20 protein-coding genes are annotated in these 24,102 nt (G+C 58.3%); 9 read left to right on the forward strand and 11 right to left on the reverse strand.

Features of this window, described 5'->3' with window-relative positions; all coding sequences use genetic code 11:
- Positions 1–18: 18 nt before the first annotated feature.
- Positions 19–2,535, forward strand: a complete 2,517-nt coding sequence (locus AC1MEA_RS23425) for a fimbria/pilus outer membrane usher protein (RefSeq protein WP_480417546.1) — start codon at positions 19–21, stop codon at positions 2,533–2,535.
- A gap of 73 nt (positions 2,536–2,608) precedes the next feature.
- On the forward strand, positions 2,609–3,685 hold the full coding sequence (locus AC1MEA_RS23430; RefSeq protein ID WP_219060835.1) for a fimbrial protein: 1,077 nt from the start codon (positions 2,609–2,611) through the stop codon (positions 3,683–3,685).
- Positions 3,686–3,733: 48 nt separating this feature from the next.
- Here the strand turns inward: AC1MEA_RS23430 and AC1MEA_RS23435 are convergent, their stop codons facing one another.
- The 10 genes from AC1MEA_RS23435 to AC1MEA_RS23480 all read right to left on the reverse strand — a co-directional run bounded on the left by AC1MEA_RS23435 (position 3,734) and on the right by AC1MEA_RS23480 (position 13,384).
- Positions 3,734–5,170, reverse strand: a complete 1,437-nt coding sequence (locus tag AC1MEA_RS23435) for a hypothetical protein (RefSeq protein ID WP_219060834.1) — start codon at positions 5,168–5,170, stop codon at positions 3,734–3,736.
- A 182-nt stretch (positions 5,171–5,352) separates the two neighbouring features.
- Positions 5,353–6,414: an AI-2E family transporter gene (locus tag AC1MEA_RS23440; RefSeq protein WP_219060833.1), complete on the reverse strand. Its 1,062-nt coding sequence runs from the start codon at positions 6,412–6,414 to the stop codon at positions 5,353–5,355.
- A gap of 81 nt (positions 6,415–6,495) precedes the next feature.
- Complete coding sequence (locus AC1MEA_RS23445) at positions 6,496–7,314, reverse strand: DUF4892 domain-containing protein (protein ID WP_219060832.1); 819 nt, start codon at positions 7,312–7,314, stop codon at positions 6,496–6,498.
- 127 nt (positions 7,315–7,441) lie between these two features.
- Positions 7,442–8,296 carry an alpha/beta hydrolase gene (locus AC1MEA_RS23450; protein WP_219060831.1) on the reverse strand — a complete coding sequence of 285 codons (855 nt, stop codon included), beginning with the start codon at positions 8,294–8,296 and terminating at the stop codon, positions 7,442–7,444.
- Positions 8,293–9,102, reverse strand: coding sequence for an alpha/beta fold hydrolase (locus AC1MEA_RS23455; protein ID WP_219060830.1), 810 nt, complete (start codon positions 9,100–9,102; stop codon positions 8,293–8,295). The genes AC1MEA_RS23450 and AC1MEA_RS23455 overlap by 4 nt, the downstream gene beginning before the upstream one ends.
- A gap of 117 nt (positions 9,103–9,219) precedes the next feature.
- Positions 9,220–9,663, reverse strand: coding sequence for a hotdog fold thioesterase (locus tag AC1MEA_RS23460; protein WP_219060829.1), 444 nt, complete (start codon positions 9,661–9,663; stop codon positions 9,220–9,222).
- 51 nt (positions 9,664–9,714) lie between these two features.
- A complete protein-coding gene (locus AC1MEA_RS23465; protein WP_480417547.1) occupies positions 9,715–11,382 on the reverse strand; it encodes an AMP-binding protein in 1,668 nt (555 codons plus the stop codon).
- 138 nt (positions 11,383–11,520) lie between these two features.
- Complete coding sequence (sixA, locus tag AC1MEA_RS23470) at positions 11,521–11,976, reverse strand: phosphohistidine phosphatase SixA (RefSeq protein WP_219060827.1); 456 nt, start codon at positions 11,974–11,976, stop codon at positions 11,521–11,523.
- Entirely contained in the window at positions 11,973–12,263 is a 291-nt protein-coding gene (locus AC1MEA_RS23475) for a DUF4389 domain-containing protein (protein ID WP_480918207.1), read from the reverse strand. Before AC1MEA_RS23475 ends, sixA begins: the two co-directional genes overlap by 4 nt.
- 98 nt (positions 12,264–12,361) lie before the next feature.
- The gene (locus AC1MEA_RS23480) at positions 12,362–13,384 is read right to left on the reverse strand and encodes an NAD(P)H-dependent glycerol-3-phosphate dehydrogenase (protein ID WP_219060825.1); all 1,023 of its coding nucleotides are present in this window, start codon (positions 13,382–13,384) and stop codon (positions 12,362–12,364) included.
- A 290-nt stretch (positions 13,385–13,674) separates the two neighbouring features.
- On the opposite strand from AC1MEA_RS23480, the gene AC1MEA_RS23485 reads away from it, so the two are divergent.
- The 7 genes from AC1MEA_RS23485 (at position 13,675) to AC1MEA_RS23515 (ending at position 23,226) form a co-directional block, all read left to right on the forward strand.
- Positions 13,675–15,606: an ATP-binding protein gene (locus AC1MEA_RS23485; protein WP_219060824.1), complete on the forward strand. Its 1,932-nt coding sequence runs from the start codon at positions 13,675–13,677 to the stop codon at positions 15,604–15,606.
- 205 nt (positions 15,607–15,811) lie between these two features.
- Positions 15,812–16,327 (forward strand): 3-hydroxyacyl-[acyl-carrier-protein] dehydratase FabA, encoded by a 516-nt coding sequence (fabA, locus tag AC1MEA_RS23490; RefSeq protein ID WP_219060823.1) that lies wholly within the window; start codon positions 15,812–15,814, stop codon positions 16,325–16,327.
- Positions 16,328–16,337: 10 nt separating this feature from the next.
- Positions 16,338–17,558 (forward strand): beta-ketoacyl-ACP synthase I, encoded by a 1,221-nt coding sequence (fabB, locus tag AC1MEA_RS23495; protein WP_219060822.1) that lies wholly within the window; start codon positions 16,338–16,340, stop codon positions 17,556–17,558.
- 282 nt (positions 17,559–17,840) lie between these two features.
- On the forward strand, positions 17,841–18,866 hold the full coding sequence (locus AC1MEA_RS23500; protein ID WP_480417548.1) for a substrate-binding domain-containing protein: 1,026 nt from the start codon (positions 17,841–17,843) through the stop codon (positions 18,864–18,866).
- Positions 18,854–21,838, forward strand: coding sequence for an EAL domain-containing protein (locus tag AC1MEA_RS23505; RefSeq protein ID WP_480417549.1), 2,985 nt, complete (start codon positions 18,854–18,856; stop codon positions 21,836–21,838). The genes AC1MEA_RS23500 and AC1MEA_RS23505 overlap by 13 nt, the downstream gene beginning before the upstream one ends.
- 50 nt (positions 21,839–21,888) lie before the next feature.
- Positions 21,889–22,308 carry an OsmC family protein gene (locus AC1MEA_RS23510; protein ID WP_219060819.1) on the forward strand — a complete coding sequence of 140 codons (420 nt, stop codon included), beginning with the start codon at positions 21,889–21,891 and terminating at the stop codon, positions 22,306–22,308.
- Positions 22,309–22,365: 57 nt separating this feature from the next.
- Positions 22,366–23,226, forward strand: a complete 861-nt coding sequence (locus AC1MEA_RS23515; protein WP_480918208.1) for a pirin family protein — start codon at positions 22,366–22,368, stop codon at positions 23,224–23,226.
- A 103-nt stretch (positions 23,227–23,329) separates the two neighbouring features.
- On the opposite strand, the gene AC1MEA_RS23520 is transcribed toward AC1MEA_RS23515, so the two are convergent.
- Positions 23,330–24,058, reverse strand: a complete 729-nt coding sequence (locus AC1MEA_RS23520) for a dienelactone hydrolase family protein (protein WP_449635168.1) — start codon at positions 24,056–24,058, stop codon at positions 23,330–23,332.
- Positions 24,059–24,102 lie beyond the last annotated feature (44 nt).

Genomic DNA, 24,102 nt, shown 5'->3' on the forward strand with positions numbered 1-24,102 from the left:
ACTGTCCGGAATATGCCCATGATTTTTTCACCCAGACAATGGCGTCTGCCTGGCCGCCTGCGCCTGGCTCATTTGTTTGTGATCGGCAGCAGCGGTGTGGTCCTGTTAAAGGCCCCCGCCGTGCTGGCGACGCCATCGGTTGAGTTCCAGTCAGGATTCATGCGTCAGGACGGTGTCCAGGACGCCAACGCTGGCGCGCTCGCCCTCGGTACCCTGGCCAAGGACCTTAACCTTGTAGCCGGCCGCTACCGAGTGGACATTCTGGTCAACCTGAGCTTTTTCGATCAGAGAGAAATAGACTTCAACCTCAGCCCCAATGGCGAGCAATTGTTACCGTGCCTGTCACGCGAACTGCTGGAAAACATCGGCGTGCGCCTCGACAGTATTGCCAACCCCGAGGGCCTGCAGGCCGAGTGCATCGATCTGCCCACACTGATTCCTAGCGCTGAAATCGATTTCGATACCGGCAGGCTTTCGCTCGCACTGTCGATTCCGCAGATTGCCATGCGTCGCGACGTCGTCGGTTATGTCGACCCTGCGCGCTGGGATGCGGGTATCAATGCAGCGTTCATTAATTACCAACTGTCGGCGCAACAAGGCACGAGTCGCTACAGCGGCGCCAACACCAGTGATGACCTGTACCTGAACAGCGGCGTCAATCTCGGCGCCTGGCGCTTGCGCAGCAACCAGTCCCTGCGCCAAAGCCCGGAAGGCAAACGCGAGTGGGCCCGTGCTTATACCTATGCTCAACGCGACCTGCCCGGTACCCGGGCAAACCTGACCTTGGGCGAAACATTTACCTCTGGAGACGTGTTCCGGAGTCTGCCGATCAAGGGCCTGGTTATTGCCACGGACCTGAGCATGTTGCCCGACGCCATGCAGGGTTATGCGCCGATCATTCGCGGCGTCGCACAGACCCGCGCCAAGCTTGAGGTGCTACAGAACGGCTATCCGATTTATTCCACTTACGTCAGCCCCGGACCCTACGAGATTGATGACCTCAGTACCGCCGGCGGCAGCGGCGAGCTGGAAATCGTCCTGACCGAAGCCGACGGCCAGGTCCGGCGCTTTACCCAGCCCTACGCCACGCTGAGCAATTTGCTGCGTGATGGGGTATGGCGTTACAGCGCCTCCCTCGGACGTTACAACGCCGCCAGTCATCTGGATGACCCGATGCTCTGGCAAGGGACTTTGGCCATGGGCACCGTCTGGGACTCAACCCTGTACGGCGGTTTGATGGTCAGTGATTACTACCGTGCAGGCAATCTGGGTATCGCCCGGGACCTGGGCGCGATCGGCGCAATCGCCTTCGATGTCACCCGCTCCAGCACCGAGATCAATAACACCGACACCCGGAGCGTCGACGGGATGAGCTATGCCGTTAAATACGGCAAGTCGTTTCAGACGAATACGAGCTTGCGTTTCGCAGGCTATCGCTACTCGACCGAAGGCTATCGTGATTTTGATGAGGCGGTGCGAGAGCGCAGCCGTGACTCGAAATACCGCGGCAGTCGACGCAGTCGAATGGAGGCAGCGGTGTATCAAAACCTGGGCAATGCAAGCTCGATCAACCTGACACTGTCACAGGAAGACTACTGGAACAGTGACTACCAGCAACGCCAATTCCAGCTCAACTTCAACACCCAGTACAAAGGCGTGGGCTACAACCTGTACGCCTCTCAATCCCTGAATGACGACAGGCTCGACAGTGATCGGCAGATGGGGCTTAGCGTGTCATTCCCGCTGGATTTCGGCCATTCGAACTCCGCGACTCTGGACTTCAGGGAAAGCGGCGGTCGCTATAGTCAGACTGCCCGTCTGACCGGCAGCACCGATCAGAATCGGCTTAGCTACAGCGCCGCACTGGCCAACAGTGACAGCCAGCAACAGTCCGCATCGCTATCGCTCGGTTATCAGGCACCCTTCGCCAGCGTCGGCGCCGGGCTGACCCAAGGCAGCGACTATCGCAACCTTTCGCTCAATGCCAGTGGCGCGGTGCTGCTCCATGCCGGTGGCGTCGAGTTGGGGCCGTACCTGAGCGACACCACCGCGCTGGTGGAAGTGCCGGGCATTAGCGGGGTCGGCGTGGTGAACGCCACAGGTGTGCGCACCAATGACCGCGGGTATGCACTGGTGCCCTACCTGCGTCCCTATCGCGTGAACCATGTGGTGCTGCAAACCGATCAGCTGGGTCCCGAAGTGGAAATCGACAACGGCTCCGTTCAGGTGGTGCCAAGGCGCGGTGCCGTGGTCAAGACCACCTTCGCCGCCCGCTCGGTCAGTCGTTTGGTGATCACCGCACACACGACCAAGGGACAGCCACTGCCGTTCGGCGCTCAGGTAAGCGATGCCGAAGGCACTGTTATCGGCGTTATGGGCCAGGCCGGGCGCGTCATGCTCTCTACCCGTGCGGAACCTCAGACGCTGGACGTACGTTGGGGCGAGCAGGCCGAGCATCACTGCCAGCTATCCATCAATCCCGACGCTATGGAACAAGCACAGGGTTACCGACTGCAGACATTGACGTGCCGCTGAGCATCGCTCGACAGCCACTCTTTCAGGGAACGATGAAGCCTTCCGCACGCCCTTGTCATTCAGGACACACCACATGAATTTTTCATTAAAACGATGCTCGGGAATCCTGGCACTGGCTGCCAGTTTTCAAACCGACCTTGCCCTGGCGGTGAGTGAATGCTGGATCAGACCCACTGACGGGCCCATTACTTTCCACCTCAACATTGGCGCCGTCTATGTCCCTAGAGATGCAGCGGTCGGGAGTGTCATAGGCCAACTCGACCGACCCTTTTCTACGGTCACCTCCGAGGGCCGCCATGTATTTTGTAACAACGTCGACGGTTCGATCCTGACATTCAATGCGCGAGCGGTGGCACCGATTTTCGGTGGTTCACTGCCACCCATTGACGGCGAAAATGTCACGGGGAAGATATTCGAAACGGGCATTCCCGGCATTGGTGCCCGAATCAAACTCAGGCATCCGTTCGACGGAATCGCCGGCGATTCATTCGTTCCCCTGACACCCCCCACGGTCCCCTTCAACGCGCGGTTATTCAATGCGACACCTCTACCGCTGCAAATCAATGTTCTTGAGGGCAATGTAACGCTGGTTAAAACCGGAACCATTGCTCCCGGTCCGCAGACAGTAGACCGTACATTGTTCGACAGCCGCTTTTCGATGATTCCCAAGGCGTTTGACTTCCAACTGACCGGGACAGTCATTCAAGCTCAGTGCGACGTCTCGACCGTCAGCGATGACCCGGTCAAGCTGGGGGAATGGAGTACCTCGGCCTTTACCGGCCCTGGCTATAGCACACCTAAAGTCGACTTCAATATTGCCCTTGGTAACTGTGAGGTCGATCCCGGTGACATCAATGTCGCCTGGGCCCACATACGCCTCGATGGCGTTAATGGCTCAACCCCAATCGCCGGGGTCGAAGGCGGGTTCACGCTAACGACTGACTCCACTGCCGAAGGCATAGCCATTCAAATATTACGCAGCGACGGTATAACGCCTGTCCCTTTGGGACGCGACATTCCCTTGGTGCCTCTTTCTTCCGGCAACACCGTGCTGGACCTGAGCGCACGCTTATTCCAGACAGGCGACACTCGCGATGTCGTCGCCGGTGACGCTAAAGGCTCCTTGAGTTTTACCATTAGCTTTCAGTAAATCGGACTCAGCCCCTGCAATCAGGGGCAGGGTCTCCTCACTCCGATGTCAAGCCACCAGAGTCAGGTACAGTGATGGAAAGTCAAAACGACTCGTCCCACCATCAAAACTTACCTTGACCCGCACGGTTAGTGACTCATTGACCCGAAAAAACTCCAGGACGGCTTTTGGCACATTGGCCTCGACCCACCCTGTAGTGACGTCGGCCTCGACCACCCGATAGTTATCCAGGACCACCTGATCCGGTCCTACCCCGGTTAGCGTGACCGTAACCAGTTGACCCGGCCCCATGAACGTCCAGCGCCCCAGCCTGAAGGTCGCCTGACCCACAACACTGCTCAGGCTCAAAAGGTTCACGACCCCCACAGGCTGAGTACATTGAATGGTCCTGAACCGCGCTGACTCCAAGGCCATGACTGTCAGCGTATGGTTTTCGGACTGTGCCGGTTCCCCTCCGGCAACCTGGTAGTACACCGGTATGGCCTTGCCCATGTGCTGGGCGATATGGGTATCGGGAATACTGAACCTGAGCCCGCCGGATTGTGGGGTTATCGCCAGGTACGCACCCTCAGTGCCAGGAACCGCCCACTGTACCGTGATCACATCGCCCGGTTTGAACACTGCGTCGTCCGGAATGACCACCGTCGCCCCCGCTCTTGCATCGTAAGCTTGCAAGACGCTTTGCGTCGACGAACCGAAGGCCTCCGCAACCGTGGGACTGGGTAAAAAACGCGACACCGGCTGAGCTTGAGTCGCCAACCTGACCGGCAATGAGTACGCCGTTGTATTCCCCGCCCGGTCGAATAATTGATAGAACGCGTAACGATCACCGTCGCCTCGCCTACGGATCATGTCGCCCGAAAACAGCACGGACAACGGCTGACCGATATCCTCCCTGTACAGGGTTCTTGACGTGACGACATCTGCCGCCGCCACTGTAAATGGATCCCTATTCCAGTACCAGGTGATGACGTCGCCCGCGCGGCCCAACCCATAAGGCGGCACCCGACCCACCAACTCATCACCGTGTTCCTCCAAATATTGCTCGGTGACCGTCGCCGTGTCGAAAATCAGTTGCCCCTGATTGGCGCCCAACACCGGAGGCGTGAGATCAATGGTGACGCTCAACTGATCCGAGTCCTGTATATCTCCGTTGCTTAACGTCAATTCATACCAGAGTTTATGAAGACCGGGAGTGAGATTGTTACTGGGCATATTAAAAAACAGGTCAACTGGCGGGATGTGTTCATCAGTCCATTCTTTTTCGTATATGGGCGTGTTATCCCAGTACACCCTAATGGAGGAGGATGAACCCGGGAACCAGTTATGTGTCCACATTGGAATTTCAATCGGCAGAGGCGAGGATGCATTAGCGGCGGGCAACAGTCCCGTTTCATCCCATCGGGCATCGTCTGGCAGCAGGCTTGCGACGATGGGAGACGAAGGGTTCGCATCAGGCCCGGTGGTGCGGGTGGTTGGCATCATAGGTTCTCCCTGAACAAACATTGATAGCAGGAAGAGGGTAATGTCCTTCCTGTGTCAGCCAGGAAGGTATTTAGCGCCAAGGAACAACATTCGGATACTGTCAGAAATGACAGGTCCCCCCTTAAAATCCGGGTATGTCAGACCGCTTTTCGAAGTGCCAACGGGCAGCCGGATGCGTGGTTTCAGGGGCTGCCTGGAACGTCCGGGCTCTTGGCTTTCGAGCCGGCCCAGTCGATCAGTAGGCTGTAGGCCACCGCCAGCAAGGTCGGGCCAATGAACAGGCCGATGAAACCAAATGCCAACAGACCGCCAAACACCCCAAGCAGAACGATCACCAGCGGCAGGTTACCGCCCCGACTGATCAAGTAGGGTTTGAGCACGTTGTCGACGCCACTGATGATGAAAGTGCCCCAGATACCGAGGAAAATCGCCATGCCGTACTCGCCCTTCCAGGCCAGCCAGGCAGTGGCGGGAATCCACACCAGCGGCGGGCCCATGGGCACCAGACTGAGGAGGAACGTAACGACCCCCAACACCAACGCCCCCGGGACGCCGGCGATCAAAAAGCCGATCAGGGCCAGCACGGCCTGCGCCGCTGCGGTGCCGATCACCCCATTGACCACCCGCTGCACGGTACCCGCCACCAGATCCTGGTAATAACCGGCACGGTCACCGATCAGCCTTTCCAGCAAACTCAGGACAAACGCCGCCAGCCGTGGGCCATCACGGTAGAAAAAGAACACGAAAACCAGACTCAGGGTCAGTTCGAGGATCCCGCCGCCAATCTGTGCGCTACGTGCCAGCAACCAGTTGCCGACTTGACCCAGGTAGGGCTTGATCGCGGCCATTGCCGCAGCGCCCTGCTCATCGATCGTGTTCCAGAACCCCACTAACCGCTCGCCCACGAACGGTACGCCTGATAGCCATACCGGCGGCGCGGGCAGGCCGTCGACCTGCACGTCCTTGATGAAGAGCGTCACGTCACGGATGTGGTCCGCGAGATTGAAACCCAGCCACACCAACGGCAATGCCACCAATAACATCCAGATCAAGGTCAGCAGCCCCGCCGCCAACGCTTCACGGCCATTGAGCCAGCGTGTTACCAGGCGCATCAACGGCCAACTGGCGAAGGCCAGTACCGCGCCCCAGAACAGCGCCGACCAGAACGGCGCCATCACCCACAGACTGGCACCGAACAGTGTCAGGAGCAGGAGCTGCACCAACAGGCGATCATTATTGGGCATGGGTTATCTCGAAAAAGCGAATGATAAGAGCATAACGGCGAACACCCGCAACGCCAGTGCTCGCCTGGTGAACGCAGGGCTTTAGCGAATAAGCTCGACGAACAGCCCCGGCTTGTCGCCGCTGCCAGCCTCGATCCGCGCGGCACGTACGCCCTTGGTGATCAGCGCCTGACGCCAGGCCTCGGCATCTGCCCCGGACACAGTCACGCGCAGGTTGCCATCCAGATTGAGCCCACGCGAGAGCAGGGTCGCCCAGACATCCTGAGGTGCACCTGTCAGCTTGGGCAAACTCAGCACACCTGTGCTTTTGAGTTGACGCAACAGGGTTGCCGAGGTCGGCAACACGTCGCCCAAAGGTGCTGCTGCGCTGAACTGTTCAACATGCAGGTACGCTCGACGGTTGCCGCGAGTGATGCTGTACAAGGCCACCAACGTATCGTTTTTCGGCGCAGCCAGACGCAACAGCAAATAAGCCTGCTGCTCATCGGCGCCATACAACTTGGAGTTACCAAATACTTCATTGGCCCACAGACTGCTTTCACCACAATCACGGGCCTGGCACCAGAACAACAGCTCGGCGCCCTGCTTCTGCAGGGCTTCACGGGCTGCGGTGAAGGCTTCGTCAGACGTGTGTTCAGCAGGCAGCTGGTAGGTCACCGAGGTGACATTGCCCCGTGCGCCGATCTGACCGTCAAAGCGTAACTGGCCGCTGATCTTGCGGATCGAACCCAACGGGTAGATTCGCTCCAGCTCCGTGACGGGCCGATAGTCGACGATTTCGGCATCTGCCAAACGCGGCACCCCCTCCAGATCGTGGCTGCCAGGCACGTCGGCGGCGCAGGCTATCGCGCTGAGCAGCGAGCCGCAGATCGACACGCCGAGAACACGGGATAAGCGCATACGTATTCTCATCGGATCGCCAAAATTGGGGCGGAGTTAATCGTCTTGCAAGTGCCAGCGATAGGTAGGTCCATCAACGTTGTCTCCCATTTCAATCCGCCCAGCCTCGGCAGTTGCCTGCTGCAAGTCAAGGAACGGCATAAAAGCGATTGAAACAGTCTGCAACAGCGCGTGCGCCCTCCTCGTCATTCAAATGCAAATGATGGCCGCCGGGCAAGGTCGTGGTCTCGAACGTCAGCTGTGACAGCAGTTCGCTGTGCTGGGCCAACATGCCCTGCCCAGCCACCACCAGATGGGTTGGGCAACTGACGCGCTGGACGAACGCCATGGCCTGCTCGCGGGTCAAGCGCATCGGAGAGGCCAACGTCAGCCGGCTGTCACTGCGCCAGGTGTACCCCCCCGGCACCGGCATCAACCCTCGTTGAGCCAGCAGCTCGGCCGCTTCACGACTGACGGCAACCAGACCTTTCATCCGCGCCTCGACGGCTCGCTCCATGTCGCTGTAGACCGGTTTGCGCTTATTCGACAGGTTCAGTTGCGCTTGCAAGGCCATGCCCAACCGCTCGGCCGCATGACTGGCTTCGCCGGTCGGCGGGATAACTCCGTCGATCAGTGCCAGACGGGTCACACGCTCAGGCAACGCACCCGCCAACACCACCGAAATGATCGCACCCAATGAATGCCCAAGCAGGGAAAAGCGCTGCCAGCCCAGTTGCTCGGCGACGTGCAGCACGTCATGCACATAGTCCCACAGGGTATAACCGGCCCCCAACGGACGATGATCGGAGTGACCATGCCCGGCCAGATCCAGGGCGACGATGCGCAAGCCTTTGAGCTGCGGTGCCAAGCGGGCAAAGCTGTTGGCATTGTCCAGCCAACCATGCAAAGCGATCACTGGCTGACCGTCTTCAGGCCCGAACAGGTGCGCGGCCAATTCAATATGCGGCAGGCTCAGGCGGACTTCTTCGACGGGCACGCTCATGCGCACGCCTGCTCGGCGCAACGCGCATCCCAGCGAGCGAACAAGGTCTTGAGCAGCGCAGCGGTGTCTTGTGGACGTTCGAGCGGGAACATATGTCCGCCGGGCATGGACAGGTATTCGCCTTGCGGCATCCGTTTCACCGAATGGGCGTGGTGACGCATGACCACCCGACTGCGTAGCCCGCGCACCACCGCCAGTGGCACTTTCAACTGCTGCGCCCGACCGGGACTCGTGTGGGGCACACTGCGGTAAATACTTATTTCAGTCGCCGGATCGAAGCGCAGGCGCAGCTGATCGCCGTCCTGTTGCAAACCATGCTCAAGGTAGGCCTCTAAGCATTCGGGATCGAAGCCGCGAAACAAGGTCTTGCCAGCGAAATACGTGCGGGCAGCGCTCAGATCAGCGAAAGCCTCCCGGCGTCCAAGGGTGCGACCGGCCGGGGTGATGCGATCAATGAAACCAAAGCGTTTGGCGGCGCGAATCATCCATTGATCAACCCATGTCAGCACCGGTGAATCGAGCATCACCACCCCGCGATACAACTCGGGACAGCGCAACGCGGCATGAAAGTGCAGCACGCCTCCCAACGAGTGCCCGACACCCCACACAGGTTCAGGTTGCTGGCGCAGGTGATGAATCAGCTCGTCGACCAGACTCAGCCAGTTGTCGTTCACCGGGAAGCGTGGATCGTGCGCGTGCTGCTCCAGATGCGCGACGGCGTAATCCGGCGCCAGTGCGTCGAACAATTTGCCATACGTAGCCGACGGAAACCCGTTGGCGTGAGCGAAAAACACCTGTTGCGACATGCGAATACGTCCAAAAACAAAAGCCAACGGCGATTGTGCGCATCCGCCGTCGACACAGCAATGACTGTAACTGCCAGGAAGGGTGACACTTGAGCCAGAATGACGATCCGCTCGCTATCAGCGTGCCGGCGGCTGCTCACCTACCGGCACAACAGCCATGGTCAGGCGGGAAATACAGCTGGCCTTGCCTTCATCGCTGGTCAGACGGATGTCCCAGACGTGAGTGGTGCGGCCGATATGCACCGGGCGCGCAACGGCGGTGACGCGACCACTGCGCAAACCACGCAGGTGGTTAGCGTTGACCTCCAGCCCCACGCAAAAGAACTTTCTTGGGTCAATACACAAGTAACTGGCCATGGAGCCTACGGTTTCAGCCAGTACCACCGACGCCCCACCGTGTAACAGGCCGTAGGGTTGATGGGTACGGTGGTCGATGACCATGCTCGCGGTCAGGGAATTCTCGTCGAAAGCCTCGAAACGAATGTCCAGCACTTCACCAATGGTATTTTTCTGCAGCGCGTTGAGTTGGTCTATATCGGGGGTTTTAAGCCATACACTCATGTTCAATCCTTTTAAGTGGCGCTCGCATGACGAACGCCAGACATAAATGGGTCACTCTTGCCACTGCACAACCTCGGATCGATCGCTCCATTTCTGGAAGCTGGCGCCATAGGTCGACTCGATGACCGCACGTTTTATTTTCAAGGTCGGCGTAAGAAAGCCATTCTCGACCGACCAACTATCTTTCACGACGATCAGCCTGTGCAAGCGTTCATGTTTGTCGAGGGCAGCATTGACCTCTTCAAGCAGCACTTCCAGGCTCTCGTGCAATGCGCTACGGGCTCCGCTGGCCGCATCTTGCAGACCTGTTGCGGATAACACGCACAACACCAGCGGCGCACTTAAACCGTCCCCGACCACACACACTTGTTCGATGCGAGTGTGCACGGCCAGACGGTTTTCGATGGGTGCCGGCGCGACGTACTTGCCTTTACTGGTCTTGAAAATCTCTTTGAGACGGCCCGTCAGGCGCAAATAGCCGTCGGCGTCCTGCTCGCCTTTGTCACCGGTGCGCAAAAAGCCGTCCTCGGTGATGGTTTCGGCAGTCTTGAGCGGCTCCTTGAAATAACCCTGCATGGTCGCACCGCTGCGCACCTGTACTTCGCCGCTCGGATCAATCCGGACCTCGACCTGCGGGCAGGGCTGGCCAATCCAGCCAATTTTCTGCTTACCCGGCAGGCTGATGTGCGAATAACCGCAGTTTTCAGTCATGCCGTAGACCTCCAGCACCTCCAGGCCCAAGCGCCGGTACCAGTTCATCAACGCCTCGGGGATAGGTGCGGCGCCGGACAATGCGATGCGCAACGCATCCAGCCCCAACCCGGCCAGCACTTTGCGGCCAACGATTTTACCGATGATCGGCAAGCGCAGAAGCGCGTCGAGGCGCGCGGCGGGCATCTTGTTGTAGACCCCCATCTGGAACTTGGTCCAGATACGCGGCACACCGAACATTGCAGTGGGCCGGGCGCGTTTGAGATCGACCAGAAAGGTGTCCAGGCTCTCAGCGAAAAACACCGTTTGCCCCGTATAGATTGACGCCATCTCGACGAACATCCGCTCTGCCACATGGCATAACGGCAAGTAGGACAGCAGCCGATCCTGCTCCCCTAACTGGAATAGGCCGACCCCGTGGCTGGAGGCGAACGCCAGGCCACCGAAGGTGTGCATCACCCCTTTGGGCAGCCCGGTGGTGCCGGACGTGTAGATGATGGTCGCCAATTGCTCTGACGAGGGCGACGGGTTGTCCTGAATCGGCGCGCAGGCCTGCAACTCGGACCAGTTGAAATCGAAGTCGGCAGTCGGGCAAATAGGCAAGGCGACGGTGGGTAAGCCGGGCCTGACGCCGTCAGCCATGCCCGACCAATCATCGAGCTTGCCGATAAACACCAGTGCCGCTTCGGAATGCTCCAGCACTTGAGCAACGGATTCAGATGTCAGATTGGGATACAACGGCACCGAGACATGGCCGGCCATCCAGATCGCCAGGTCGGCAATGATCCAGTGGGCGCAGTTCTTGGAAATGATCGCAATATGGCTGCCTTGGGGCAATTCGCGTCGGCGCAGCCAGTGTGCAGCGCGACGGGCCTGGTCACCGACATCAGACCAGCTCAACGTCTGCACGTGGCCGCCTGCCAATGGCTGGACCATATAGCGCTTGTTCGGATGACGGGCTTCGCGTTCATAGAATACGTCGAGAGGCAAACGAATAGCGCCAGACATGCGACTTGCTCCTGGGTTTTTTATTTCCCGGAAGCGTAGCTGACCAAGCACTTGCTTGGGAGTAATTTCAAAATCAAGTGCGGGGCTGTCACGTGTCGAGATCAGCCCGGTCAAACAATCGGCGCCTGTGCGGCCGGATCAAGGATGCCGAATGCTGCACAGCTCCATAAGACCCGCCAGCGGGAAATCCCCTTCGAGCTCAGCCAGGCTGGCAGTGCCCATGGGTTGGGCCTGCCGATAATGACCGTCGACAAGCAACCCCACCAGTGCTCCCACCAGCGGTTGATGGCTGACCAGGAGCACATCGTCCGTCGAGTACAGATCCAGTTCGCTCAGGACCTTTTGCGGGTCGCTGTCCGGAGTCAACCAGGGAACGGTCATGATCGGCTCGTTGAACCCGAGGACTTGATGGACCAGTTCGGCCGTCTGCTGTGCACGTACATAGGGGCTGGCGATGATCCGGTTCAGCGGCTTGCCCAACAGGTGCGCTGCACTTTTCAGCACTTCTTCGCGACCGTGAGCGGTCAGCTCGCGCTCGGCATCGTTGCGCGCCTGAGAGTGAGCTTCACCATGGCGCAAAATCCACAACTTCACAGTTTTGGCTCCTCATCTCGAACGGGATGCGGCGCAGGGGCAACGCTATGCGGCGCCTCGCCTTCAGGTGCCCGTGGCATAGGCCAATCGGTGAAAGGCCAGGGCTTCTGGTCGCTGTGGAACGTGCCGAAACGGCCGATCTGCGCCAAGTACTGACTCACGCTGTCGCCAAAATTCATCAAGCTGCCACTCGGAGCGCCGTAGATCAGGCGGTAGCCAACCTGCACCAGTACCACACACCCGAGGACGACTTCTGCCAGTTGCCAGATCAATACAAACAGCAGCATCCATAGAATGCGCAGCAGGACCGACTCATTCTGTTTGAGTTTCGATTCGTTCAAGACCTTCACCTATCTCTAAGGGCTTCAGTTAAACAGTGGTTCCGTTAAAAACCACTGGTGGAAATAAAGTCGACATCGGTTTTCGGCTCGGCACGCATCAATACTTCGATGACTTGATTGAGCGTACGTCCTTCGAAAAGAATCGCATGCAAGCCCGCAACCAGCGGCATATACACCTGCAACTCATCCGATTTGGCCTTGAGCACCTTCAGGGTGTTAACCCCTTCTGCCACTTCGCCCAAGCGGGTGACAGCCTCTTCAAGACTCAAACCCTGACCGAGGGCGAAACCCACTTGATAGTTACGGCTCTTGGGCGATGAGCAGGTGACAATCAAATCGCCAACCCCGGCCAGGCCGAGAAAGGTCATTGGATTAGCGCCCTGGCTCACGGCAAACCGGGTCATCTCCGCCAGTGCACGGGTGATCAGCATGCTCTTGGTGTTTTCGCCCATGCCCAACGCGACCGCCATGCCCGCGATAATCGCGTACACATTCTTCAACGCGCCGCCCAGTTCGACACCAAACCGATCGGCACTGGCATACACACGAAACGTCCGACCGTGCAGCGCGGCCTGCACCTGCTGGCAGAGGTCTTCATCCGCGCTGGCCACCACTGTGGCGGTCAACGCGTGCTCGGCGATTTCTCGGGCCAGATTCGGTCCGGACAACACACCGATGCGCGCATTCGGGGCGATTTCTTCGAGGATTTCGCTCATCAGCTTGAAGGTGTGCGCCTCAATGCCTTTGGTCAGGCTCACCAACATCTTGCCGGTCAACAGGTCCGCATGAGGCGCCAGCACAGAACGCAAGGCGCTAGAGGGCAAGGCAACAAAAATCAACTCGCTGCCGTTCAGCGTGGTCAGCAAGTCCGTGACCGGTTCAACTGCAGGGTGAACCTTGATGCCTTTGAGGTACCGTGGGTTCTCGCGGTTGACACGGATCGCCTCGGCCTGAGCCGGGTCGCGCATCCACTGCCTGACCGGATAACCGTTCTCTGCCAGCAGATTCGCCACAGCAGTACCGAAGCTGCCGCCTCCAAGAACCGCAATAGGTTGCTGTTGAGTCATAACCAATCCACTTAGAGCCATCACATCTGGCGATGGCAGCATTATACGGGGCAGAGCCTGCGCGACCAGCCTTGAAGAGATTCAATTCAGGCCGACCAATACCCCACAAGTTCAATGGAAATTACCGCAGCGTCGGTTACCATGCCCGACTCCCCCTTTTGATGGCGTTTCGCGATGACCTGTCAGTCAAGGATAAGCAGTGTTTATGACCAATGGATCATAAAACTGTGCGCGCAGTTCACGTGCCTGCAGGGGAGCGATCCACCGCGGGCGGCAGGAGAAAGCGTCCGATGACTTTCCGCCTGAACTGGGGCATCAACACCCGCACCCAAATCATCAGTCTGGGGCCGGCGCTGCTACTGACCTTATTGCTGATCAGTTTCTTCACCTTCGTGCGGATTCAGGACTTGCGTCAAGAGTTGACTCATACCGGTCAATTGATCGCCAATCAGTTGGCTCCAGCGTCGGAATATGGCGTGATCGTGGGCAACGATGACGTTCTCGAAGGCCTGATGCGCGCCACGCTGGCCACGCCCCACGTGCGCTTTCTGGAGGTGCAGGACAACGCCAACAACGTGCTGATGTACGTCGAGCAACCGAACGAAAACGACACACGATCCGCTCAGGTGGAGATCTTCCAGGCACCTATCCGGTCACAGAACATCCCGTTGGGGAATGACCTCCTGCAAGCCCCTGCCCCCCAGGCCAGCTCGCCGAATGAGGATTACCTGGGGCGGGTGATCGTCGGTATGTCCAACGATGCATTCAGTCAGCGCCAACAGGAAATCCTGCTCAAAGCCGGGGTTCTCGCGCTGTTCGCCCTGCTTTTTACCTATGTCCTCGCCCGTCGTCTGGCGCTAAGCCTGTCGCAACCGATCAGCGACATGGGCGAAGCGGTCAAGGCGATCCAGCAAGGTGACTACAACAGGCCATTACCGGTGACCGACGACGGCGAACTGGGTGACCTGGCGCGACACATCAACAACCTCGCCTACGGACTGGAACACGCCAGCCGCGAACAGCAACAGACCATTGACCAACTGATTCAGACCCGCGAAGAAGCCGAACGGGCCAACAGTGCCAAGTCCAACTTCTTGGCCATGATGAGCCACGAACTGCGCACCCCCATGAACGGTGTATTGGGGATGCTGCAGTTGATGGAAACCACCAAAATGACCGATGAGCAGGCTGAATATGCTGCGTTGGCGACCGAATCAACCGAGCACTTGCTGCGTGTGATCAACGACATCCTCGACTTCTCGCGTATTGAGCGCGAAGCACTGGCGCTGGAGCATATACCGTTCAATCTGGCTGAATTGATCAGCACCTCGGCCCAGGCTTTCCACCATAACGCCCAGCAACGCGGCATCTCCCTGGAGCTGAAAACCCCTCCGGGACTGGAGTCCCTTGAGGTCGAAGGTGATCCGACCCGTATTCGGCAAATTCTGGTCAATCTGATCGGCAACGCGTTGAAATTTACTGACCTGGGCAGCGTACAGATCGAGACCCGGTGGCAGCCTCTGGATCAGGAGTCGGTCTGGTTCACCTGCACGGTGTGCGACAGCGGCATCGGTATCTCTGCCGAGCGCCTGGAACTGATGTTCAACGCCTTTGAACAGGCGGACAGCTCGATTTCCCGGCGGTATGGCGGTACCGGGCTAGGCTTGCCTATCGCCAGAACCCTGGCCGAGCGCATGGGCGGAACACTTCGGGCCCGGAGCGAAGAAGGCATCGGATCAATCTTCACCCTTGAAATTCCGCTGGCGCTGCACAGGGAAAAAGCCCCTGAACAGGTACCGACCTTCCTCGCGGGTAACAGCAACGGCAAAAATCAGCATGTGTTGCTGGTTGAGGACAACCCGGTCAATCAGACCGTGGTCGAGGCGATGCTGCGCAGTCTGGGCTTCCAGATCAGCGTGGTCAGCGATGGGGCACAGGCTGTGAGCGCGGCTCAAACTGGAGATTTCGCGGCGATTCTCATGGACTGTCGCCTGCCAGTGATCGACGGCTACGAAGCGACGCGGCAGATTCGTCAACTGACAAACTGCATTCAGGTACCCATCATCGCCCTGACCGCCAACGCATTGCACGGCGATCGGGAGGCCTGCTTGCAGGCCGGAATGAGCGATTATCTGGCAAAACCCTTCAAACGTACTGATTTACAGCAAGTTCTTCAGCGTTGGCTGCCCTTTCAAGCATCTGCGACTGGCGATAAATGCTAAATTACGGCAGTCTTAGTGACCAAATCAGCTCGCAAACGCTGCTTGGATAATAATTCCAGTGCACAAGTGTACTTTCATTTCCCTTGTGCTGTGACTTTCACTACAACGCAATAGTCTATGAGTAGGCTGACGGCAGAGACCTGGCGCGTCAGCCGGACAGGAAAATTTGCCTTACCCTGCCGCACAGGATTATTGAGGAGCTCGCATGACCCAACAAAACGCCTATACCCGGGAAGACCTGCTGCGCTGCAGTCGCGGTGAGCTGTTCGGCCCAGGTAACGCGCAACTGCCCGCCCCGAACATGCTGATGGTGGATCGCATCACCCATATCAGCGCCGAGGGTGGCAAGTACGGTAAAGGTGAATTGGTCGCCGAGCTGGATATCAATCCGGACCTGTGGTTCTTCGCCTGTCACTTCGAAGGTGACCCGGTGATGCCAGGCTGCCTGGGCCTTGATGCCATGTGGCAACTCGTCGGCTTCTATCTCGGCTGGCAGGGTAATCCTGGCCGTGGCCGTGCTTTGGGGTCGGGCGAAGTGAAATTTTACGGTCAGGTTCTTCCGACCGCAAAAAAAATCACCTACAACATCCATATCAAACGCACCATGAAAGGCAAACTGGTCCTGGCAATCGCCGACGGCACCGTGAGCGTTGATGGTCGCGAAATCTACAGCGCCGAAGGCCTTCGGGTCGGCCTGTTCACTTCCACTGAAAATTTCTAAGGGTATCCGCATGCGCCGCGTCGTTATCACTGGTCTGGGCATTGTTTCCTGCTTGGGCAATGACAAAGACACCGTTTCCGCTAACCTGCGTGCAAGCCGCCCTGGCATCCGTTTCAATCCGGAATATGCCGAAATGGGTCTGCGTAGCCAGGTTTCCGGCTCCATTGACCTCAACCTCGAAGAGCTGATCGATCGCAAGATCTATCGCTTCGTCGGCCATGCAGCGGCTTACGCTTACCTGGCCATGAAGGACGCTATCGTCGACTCCGGACTGTCCGAAGACCAGGTGTCCAACCCGCGCACAGGCCTGATCGCTGGCAGCGGCGGCGCGTCGACGCTTAACCAGATGGAAGCGTTGGACATCCTTCGCGAAAAAGGCGTCAAGCGCGTTGGCCCATACCGCGTCACGCGGACCATGAGCAGCACCGTCTCCGCCTGTTTGGCCACCCCGTTCAAAATCAAGGGCCTGAACTACTCCATCGCGTCTGCCTGCGCCACCAGTGCTCACTGCATCGGCAACGCAATGGAACAGATCCAGATGGGTAAACAGGACGTGGTCTTCGCCGGTGGCGGTGAAGAGGAGCACTGGAGCCAGTCGTTCCTGTTCGACGCGATGGGCGCTCTGTCCAGCCAGTACAACGAAACGCCGGAGAAAGCCTCCCGCGCTTACGATGCCAAACGTGACGGTTTCGTCATTGCCGGTGGCGGTGGCATGGTCGTGGTTGAAGAGCTGGAGCATGCTCTGGCTCGTGGCGCAAAAATCTACGCAGAAATCGTAGGCTACGGCGCAACGTCAGATGGCTACGACATGGTCGCCCCAAGCGGCGAAGGCGCTATTCGCTGCATGCAAATGGCGCTGTCCACTGTTGAAGGCCCTATCGACTACATCAACACTCACGGGACTTCGACTCCGGTCGGCGACGCGAAAGAGATGGAAGGTGTACGTGAAGTCTTCGGCACAGATGCTCCTGCCATCAGTTCGACCAAAAGCTTGTCGGGTCACTCTCTGGGCGCTGCCGGCGTTCACGAAGCGATCTATTGCATGCTGATGATGGAAGGCAACTTCATCGCTGGCTCTGCCAACATCGAAGAGCTCGACCCGGTTGTGGCCGATATGCCGATCCTGCTCAAGACCCGTGAGAACGCAAAGGTCGATCAGGTCATGAGCAACAGCTTTGGCTTCGGTGGCACCAATGCCACCCTGGTGCTGAAACGCTGGCAGGGTAAGTAACACCTGCATAAAAAACGGCACCTTCGGGTGCCGTTTTTTTCGTCGCTTTTTCGTACCCACAGCACCTTGTGGCACCTCCCTACGTAGCCAAATGCCATGGAAGAATATGATCGCAATGTCGGCGCAAGGCCTGGCATCTCACGCGGTAACGACCCCAAGCGAATGAAGAGATCCTACTTTCTCGGTATTGCTTCGATTACAGCCTTCTGTCTTTTAGCCGCAGTTCCCGGGCATGCCCAGAATTTACCAGCTCCGCTAGCCAGAGACGATGGCAAAAACGCCATGGTCTTCGTCAGCCAGGCACAGCAGATCGTTGCCAAGGCAACCCTCAAAGCGCACTGGAGCGGCCCCGAGTCCGGCCCTCCTGCCCCTCGGGGCAAAAACATTGCCTTTGTGGCAGAAGATTTACGCAATGGCGGAATTGTCGGTGTCGCGCAAGGCGCACGCGAGGCGGCTGCGGTGATGGGCTGGTCGCTCAAGATATTCGATGGCGGCGGATCGTCAGCCGGACGCGCGAAAGCCTTTGCCGATGCGCTGGCAGCAAACCCCGACGGCCTTATCCTGTGCGGGTCGGATGCACACGAGAACCGTGCGGCACTGGAAACCTTTGCCAGCCATAGCGTGCCTGTCGTTGCCTGGCACGCGGATGCACAGCCGGGGCCGATTGCGGGCACACCTGTCGCCATGAACGTCACCACCGACCCGGTGGAGGTCGCACGCCTCACTGCATTGGCGGCAGTGGCGCAATCAATGGGTCACGCTGGCGTGGTCATCCTGACGGACTCCAGGTACAGCATCGCCACAGCCAAGGCCAAGGCCATGGAAGACATCATCCAGTCCTGCAAAGGGTGCACCCTGCTGGAAGTGCGCGACATTGCGATCTCTGAGAGTGGCGAGCGTATGCCCGCGATTACTAAAGAACTGCTCCTGCGGTATGGCAAACGCTGGACGCATACGCTGGCCATCAACGATATCTATTTCGACTACGCGACTGCAGCGTTGGCCAGCGCCGGAATACCGAGCAACGGACTCAATCTACTGTCTGCCGGGGATGGCAGTGCTTCCGCTTTTTTGCGCATACAGGCAAAGACTTATCAGACCGTCACAGTGGCCGAGCCGCTGAATCTGCACGGATGGCAGGTGATGGATGAATTGAACCGACTCCTTGCAGGGCTCCCCGTCAGCGGATTCGTGGCGCCAGTTCATCTGGTCAATGCCGACAACGTCACCCTCGATGGCGGGGAGAAGTTCCAGTACGACCCTGACAATGGCTACCGGAATGTGTACCGCCGCCTATGGAACCGCTGACCGTGGATGTGACTTCCAGACTCACCGCCGTGTATCGCCAACTGCTCCCGCAATCGTTACGCGCTCAATTCATCCTTGCCTTTCTAGCGCTGGCCCTGTTGATCCTGGCAGGCGGCACGACGGCGGTCTACGCCTTGCGTACGTCAAACAACGCCACCCGAGAGCTGACCAAAGAGCGACTGGTCCGCATGCAAGCTGGGCAGGACATGCTGCAGAGCACACTGCTGATCGAGCGCCAAACGGATCAGCTACTGACCACCGCCTCTTTTGACACCCTGCGCTCCAGCTATGCCGAGACGGTCAAACAGCTTGAGGCACTTGATCGTCTGGTGGTTCAGCTGACAACCGCGAGTAATGCTGTCGCGATACTTGACGTGCATCAGTCGAGTCAACTATTTCGCAATACCGCCAACATTGTGGCTCAACTGCGTGAAGGCGTACTGCAAACCGAAGTCGACTTCGAACACACCCTGAAGGATCGTACCGGTCGCTTGATCGGCGCTCGAACTCAAGGCAGCCCGGAGCTGGCGGTTCTGCTGTACAACCTGCCTGTCGTGAATGACCGCAATGCGGTGGAGCTGCTGCGTACGCGCTTCATGCGCAAGGCCGATGCGACACGCGAGTTACCCGATGCAGTGCGAAACGATGTCGCCACCCTGCAATCACAGCAGTCCGACCTTATTGATCCTGACGCGCACGATCCGTTTTCCCTGCGCCTGAAACTGATCAGTCAGCACGACGCGCTGCAGCACTTTCATGATGCTCTGGAAAGCCAGGCCGAGTCCTTGGTGACGGTGGCACGCGAGCAATCCGACGCGTACACCCAAGACTACCGGGAAGCCGTGCAGGAATTGGTCGAAGCCTCCAATCGCAGCCAGCAATGGATACTGATCATGCTGGGCGGCAGCCTGATACTTGCATGGTTTGTGACGCGCATATTCATGGGTCGTCATGTGCTCGAGCGCCTGAATGAGATAAGCCGCCAGCTACGGCAGGAGCGTATCGACGATACGCCGCTGGTGATGGAGGTGCAGGAGAAGGACGAGATCGGCGACATGGCACGTGCCGTGAATCAGTTTCTGAAAGATCGCCAGCAGCTTGAAAGAAAAACAGCCGAATTGAGCACCGTCAAAGAACGGCTCGCTTTACAAAACTCTCAATTGCAACAGGAGGCTGTTGTACGCACCGGCCAAGGTAACGTCCTTGAACTGATCGCGAAAAGTACCGAACTCCAGGAGGTCCTCGACAGTCTGGCCCATCTGGTTGAGTCGCAGATGAACGACATGATGGTGTCCATCCTCCTGCTGGACGAAGAGGGAACGCACCTCCTGCATGGAGCCGCACCCAGCCTGCCGAAGACCTACACCCAGGCCATCGACGGGGTTGCAATCGGCCCGAAGGTCGGCTCGTGTGGCACTGCCGTGTATCGACGAGAACCCGTGATTGTTGCTGATATCGAGCACGACCCACTGTGGGAAGATTATCGATCAATCGCAGCGCCCTACGGCCTTCGCGCCTGCTGGTCGACACCCATCCTGTCCCATGATCGAAAGGTCCTGGGAACCTTTGCCTTGTATTCCCGTACGGTGCGCAGCCCCGTCGAGATCGAGATGCAGCTGATTGGCATAGCGACGCACCTCGCCGGAATCGCGATTGAGCGCAAACACACGGAAAACCGCATCCGCTATATGGGAGACCATGATGCATTGACCGGACTGCCAAATCGCACGCTGCTGGAAGACCGTCTCAAACAAGCCATCCTTTACGCTCAACGTTGCGCTCGCCGGGTAACGGTGGTGTTCATCGACCTGGATAAATTCAAACTGGTCAATGACAGTCTGGGCCATAGCGCCGGGGATGAGCTGCTGAAAACCGTCGCCAGCCGAATGGTGCAGTGCGTGCGCCGCACCGACACGGTCGTTAGACTGGGCGGCGACGAGTTCGTGATCATCCTGTTCGATCAGCCTTCAGACGTCGACGGTATCACCCCGGTCCTGCAAAAAATCCAGGAAGCCATCCTGCAACCCATCCTGCTCAGCGGGCACACACTTCACGTCACCTGCAGCATGGGACTGGCCACCTACCCTGCCGACGGAACCGACACCGAGACCCTGCTCAGAAACGCGGACGCCGCCATGTATCGCGCCAAGGAGCTGGGCCGCAACAGTTACCAGTTCTACACCAGCGAGATGAACAGCAAGCATAAGGGCAAGCTTGCCATGCAGGACGGGCTTCGAAATGCAATTGACCGTGAGGAGTTCCTGTTGCTGTATCAGCCCCAGGTGGATTTACACTCAGGTCAGGTCATCGGCGTGGAAGCGCTGATCCGCTGGCAGCACCCCACACTCGGCATGGTTTCCCCCATCAAGTTTATTCCGCCAGCCGAAGAAACCGGATTAATCGTGCCCATTGGCGATTGGGTGATCCACACTGCCTGCAAACAGAACAAAGCCTGGCAGGATGCAGGCATGCCCACGATCACCATCTCAGTCAATATTTCAGCACGCCAATTCATCGAAAGGGACTTGGTCAGCCGGGTGCAACACGCGTTGCAGGAAAGCGGGCTGGACCCCATGTACCTTGAGCTGGAACTGACCGAAAGCTTGATCATGCAAGACCTCAAGCAAGCCATTACCAAGATGAAGGAACTGCAGGCGATGGGAATAAGCCTCTCGATCGATGACTTCGGCACCGGCTACTCAAGCCTCGCCGCACTGAAAAGCTTCCCCATTGCCCGACTGAAAATTGACCAGTCTTTCGTGCGCGACCTTCCCGATAACGAGAATGACAGAGCCATCGCCACGGCCGTGATTTCATTGGGGCACAAACTGAATCTCAAGGTGATCGCCGAGGGCGTAGAAACCGAACAACAGAAAGTTTTCCTGCGCGAAAACGGCTGCGATGAAATGCAAGGCTATCTGTTCAGCAAGCCTGTCTCGGCACAAGAGATAGAACAGCTGCTCATGCTGTAATACGCCGATCCCATACCGCAAAGCGCCGCTTCATCCCTGAGAGGTTTTCCATGACCATCACTGTCCACACGCTGTCCGGCAACGGCTATCGCCACAGCATTGAAATCAATCACAAACATAAGCTGCTCACCGATCTTCCAGTAAGCCTCGGCGGCGAAGACTCCGCGCCTGATCCGCATGATTATTTCGATGCAGCCCTGGGCGCGTGCAAGGCGTTGACGCTCAAACTGTATGCCGAAAAACACGACATCCCGCTGACGGGTGTCACTGTCGAGGTCAAACACGACAGCAGCCAGGAACGGGAAGGCAAGTATCATCTGCATGTTGAGCTGACCCTTGAGGGCATGCTGAGCAATGAGCAGCGTACCCTGCTGCATCGCATCGCCGATCGCTGCCCGGTACACAAGCTGATGACCACGACTGAAGTCAGCATCGAAACTCACCTGACCGAAGCCGCCGTCGACCAATAGCGCCGTACACGTCAGGGCGGGTTATGCTGTTTGCATCGACCCGCACTGCTTGCCGAGATGACGCTAATGATCGTAATCAAGCCCCGCACAGAAGATGTCGAAGGCCAACCGATTCTGCGCCCGCTGCCGTCAGCCAAATGTCGCAGCATCGGCCCTTTCGTTTTTTTTGATCACATGCTGGAGACCGATTACCCGGCCGGCAGCGGCATGAATATCCGTCAACATCCGCATATCGGTTTGTCTACCCTCACCTATCTGTTCGAGGGCCAGCTCTTGCACAAGGACAGCCTTGGCAGCGACCAATTGGTCCTGCCCGGTGACGTAAGCTGGATGACAGCCGGTAGCGCCGTTGCCCACATCGAACGCACACCGGAAAAGCTGCGCAGCAGCGGCTCACGCCTGCATGGGCTGCAGGTCTGGCTGGCCTTGCCTAAACCACACGAACAAGGCCCAGGGCACTATAGCCATCATCCCGCACAGACACTGCCGGTTAGCGATAACCTCGGCGTCTGTATTCGGATGATTGCCGGCAGCGGGTTTTGCCTGACATCCCCGGTGCCGGTGCTGTCGCCGACGCTATATGCCGAAGTCAGCCTGCAAACCGCCACTGCGCTGACGATCCCTGCTGACCACGAAGAGCGGGCGCTGTATGTGGTGAGCGGTGAGGCGCAACTGGATGGCGAGCCGATAGAGGCACGCAGTTTGATCGTGCTGCCGGCTGGAGAGCGCGTGACGTTATGCGCTGACAGCGCATGTCATGCCGTGCTGATTGGAGGCGCCGCGCTGGACGGACCACGACGGATCAACTGGAATTTCGTGGCCAGCGACCCGGCGCTGATCGAACAGGCGCGCGCCCGCTGGGCGGCCGGTGACTGGCCGACGGTGCCGGGTGAAACGGAAAGGATTGAATTGCCTTAGCTTGAATCCGGGTGCCTGATACTCCGCCATCGCGGGCAAACCCGCTCCTACACGTTGACGCTGACCCCATGTAGGAGCGACAGGCCCTTCAGGGCCTCAGTTATCAGCCCTTGAACACTTCATCCAGCAAGTTATGCATCGATGCAAACGCGCGCTTGGCGGTTTTTGCGTCGTACATCATCATGCCCGGCGTGTTCGCTTCCGGATCGGTGAACGAGTGCACCGCACCGCCGTAGCTCAGCAATTGCCAATCCACGCCCGCCGCATTCATTTCCGCTTCGAATGCAGGCAGTTGCTCTTTAGGCACCAATGGGTCGGAAGCGCCGTGCATGACCAGCACCGACCCCTGGATATTTTTTGCGTCCGCCGGGTTGGGTGTGTCCAGCGTGCCGTGGAAGGACACCGCCGCTTTCAATTCAGCGCCGGTACGGGCCAGTTCAAGCGAGCAGCAACCGCCGAAACAGAACCCGAAAGTCGCCAGCTTGAGGGTGTCTACAGGCGCGTCGACCTGAGACTTCAATGCGTCGAGCGCAGCCTGCATGCGCTTGCGCAACAATGCCCGATCGTTTTTAAGCGGCATCATCGCTGCGCCCGCCTCATCGCCATTTTTCGGGCGCGTGCCCTGACCATACAGGTCGGCCACCAGCACAACATAACCTTGCTCGGCCACTGCCTGAGCGATTTTTTCCGCGCCTTGGCTAACGCCCATCCAGTTGGGCGCCATCACCAGACCCGGACGCGAGGACGCGTCACCGGAATCAAACACCAAACGGCTCTCGTAGGGCTGGCCATCAATCTGATAAACCACTGAACGAACAGTCACGTTGCTCATTGCTGACCTCCAAAGAAAATGACATAAAAAAATCCCGCCGAAGC

This window comes from Pseudomonas sp. ASL8 (genome assembly GCF_056680355.1).

Coding starts and splice junctions, on each gene's coding strand:
- AC1MEA_RS23430 (WP_219060835.1), top strand. CDS start 2,609: ATGAATTTTTCATTAAAACGATGCTCGGGAATCCTGGCACTGGCTGCC.
- AC1MEA_RS23460 (WP_219060829.1), bottom strand. CDS start 9,663: ATGAGTGTATGGCTTAAAACCCCCGATATAGACCAACTCAACGCGCTG.
- AC1MEA_RS23425 (WP_480417546.1), top strand. CDS start 19: ATGATTTTTTCACCCAGACAATGGCGTCTGCCTGGCCGCCTGCGCCTG.
- AC1MEA_RS23445 (WP_219060832.1), bottom strand. CDS start 7,314: ATGCGCTTATCCCGTGTTCTCGGCGTGTCGATCTGCGGCTCGCTGCTC.
- fabB (WP_219060822.1), top strand. CDS start 16,338: ATGCGCCGCGTCGTTATCACTGGTCTGGGCATTGTTTCCTGCTTGGGC.
- AC1MEA_RS23440 (WP_219060833.1), bottom strand. CDS start 6,414: ATGCCCAATAATGATCGCCTGTTGGTGCAGCTCCTGCTCCTGACACTG.
- fabA (WP_219060823.1), top strand. CDS start 15,812: ATGACCCAACAAAACGCCTATACCCGGGAAGACCTGCTGCGCTGCAGT.
- AC1MEA_RS23515 (WP_480918208.1), top strand. CDS start 22,366: ATGACGCTAATGATCGTAATCAAGCCCCGCACAGAAGATGTCGAAGGC.
- AC1MEA_RS23465 (WP_480417547.1), bottom strand. CDS start 11,382: ATGTCTGGCGCTATTCGTTTGCCTCTCGACGTATTCTATGAACGCGAA.
- AC1MEA_RS23510 (WP_219060819.1), top strand. CDS start 21,889: ATGACCATCACTGTCCACACGCTGTCCGGCAACGGCTATCGCCACAGC.
- AC1MEA_RS23505 (WP_480417549.1), top strand. CDS start 18,854: ATGGAACCGCTGACCGTGGATGTGACTTCCAGACTCACCGCCGTGTAT.
- AC1MEA_RS23475 (WP_480918207.1), bottom strand. CDS start 12,263: ATGCTGCTGTTTGTATTGATCTGGCAACTGGCAGAAGTCGTCCTCGGG.
- AC1MEA_RS23480 (WP_219060825.1), bottom strand. CDS start 13,384: ATGACTCAACAGCAACCTATTGCGGTTCTTGGAGGCGGCAGCTTCGGT.
- AC1MEA_RS23485 (WP_219060824.1), top strand. CDS start 13,675: ATGACTTTCCGCCTGAACTGGGGCATCAACACCCGCACCCAAATCATC.
- AC1MEA_RS23450 (WP_219060831.1), bottom strand. CDS start 8,296: ATGAGCGTGCCCGTCGAAGAAGTCCGCCTGAGCCTGCCGCATATTGAA.
- AC1MEA_RS23455 (WP_219060830.1), bottom strand. CDS start 9,102: ATGTCGCAACAGGTGTTTTTCGCTCACGCCAACGGGTTTCCGTCGGCT.
- AC1MEA_RS23500 (WP_480417548.1), top strand. CDS start 17,841: ATGGTCTTCGTCAGCCAGGCACAGCAGATCGTTGCCAAGGCAACCCTC.
- AC1MEA_RS23435 (WP_219060834.1), bottom strand. CDS start 5,170: ATGATGCCAACCACCCGCACCACCGGGCCTGATGCGAACCCTTCGTCT.
- AC1MEA_RS23520 (WP_449635168.1), bottom strand. CDS start 24,058: ATGAGCAACGTGACTGTTCGTTCAGTGGTTTATCAGATTGATGGCCAG.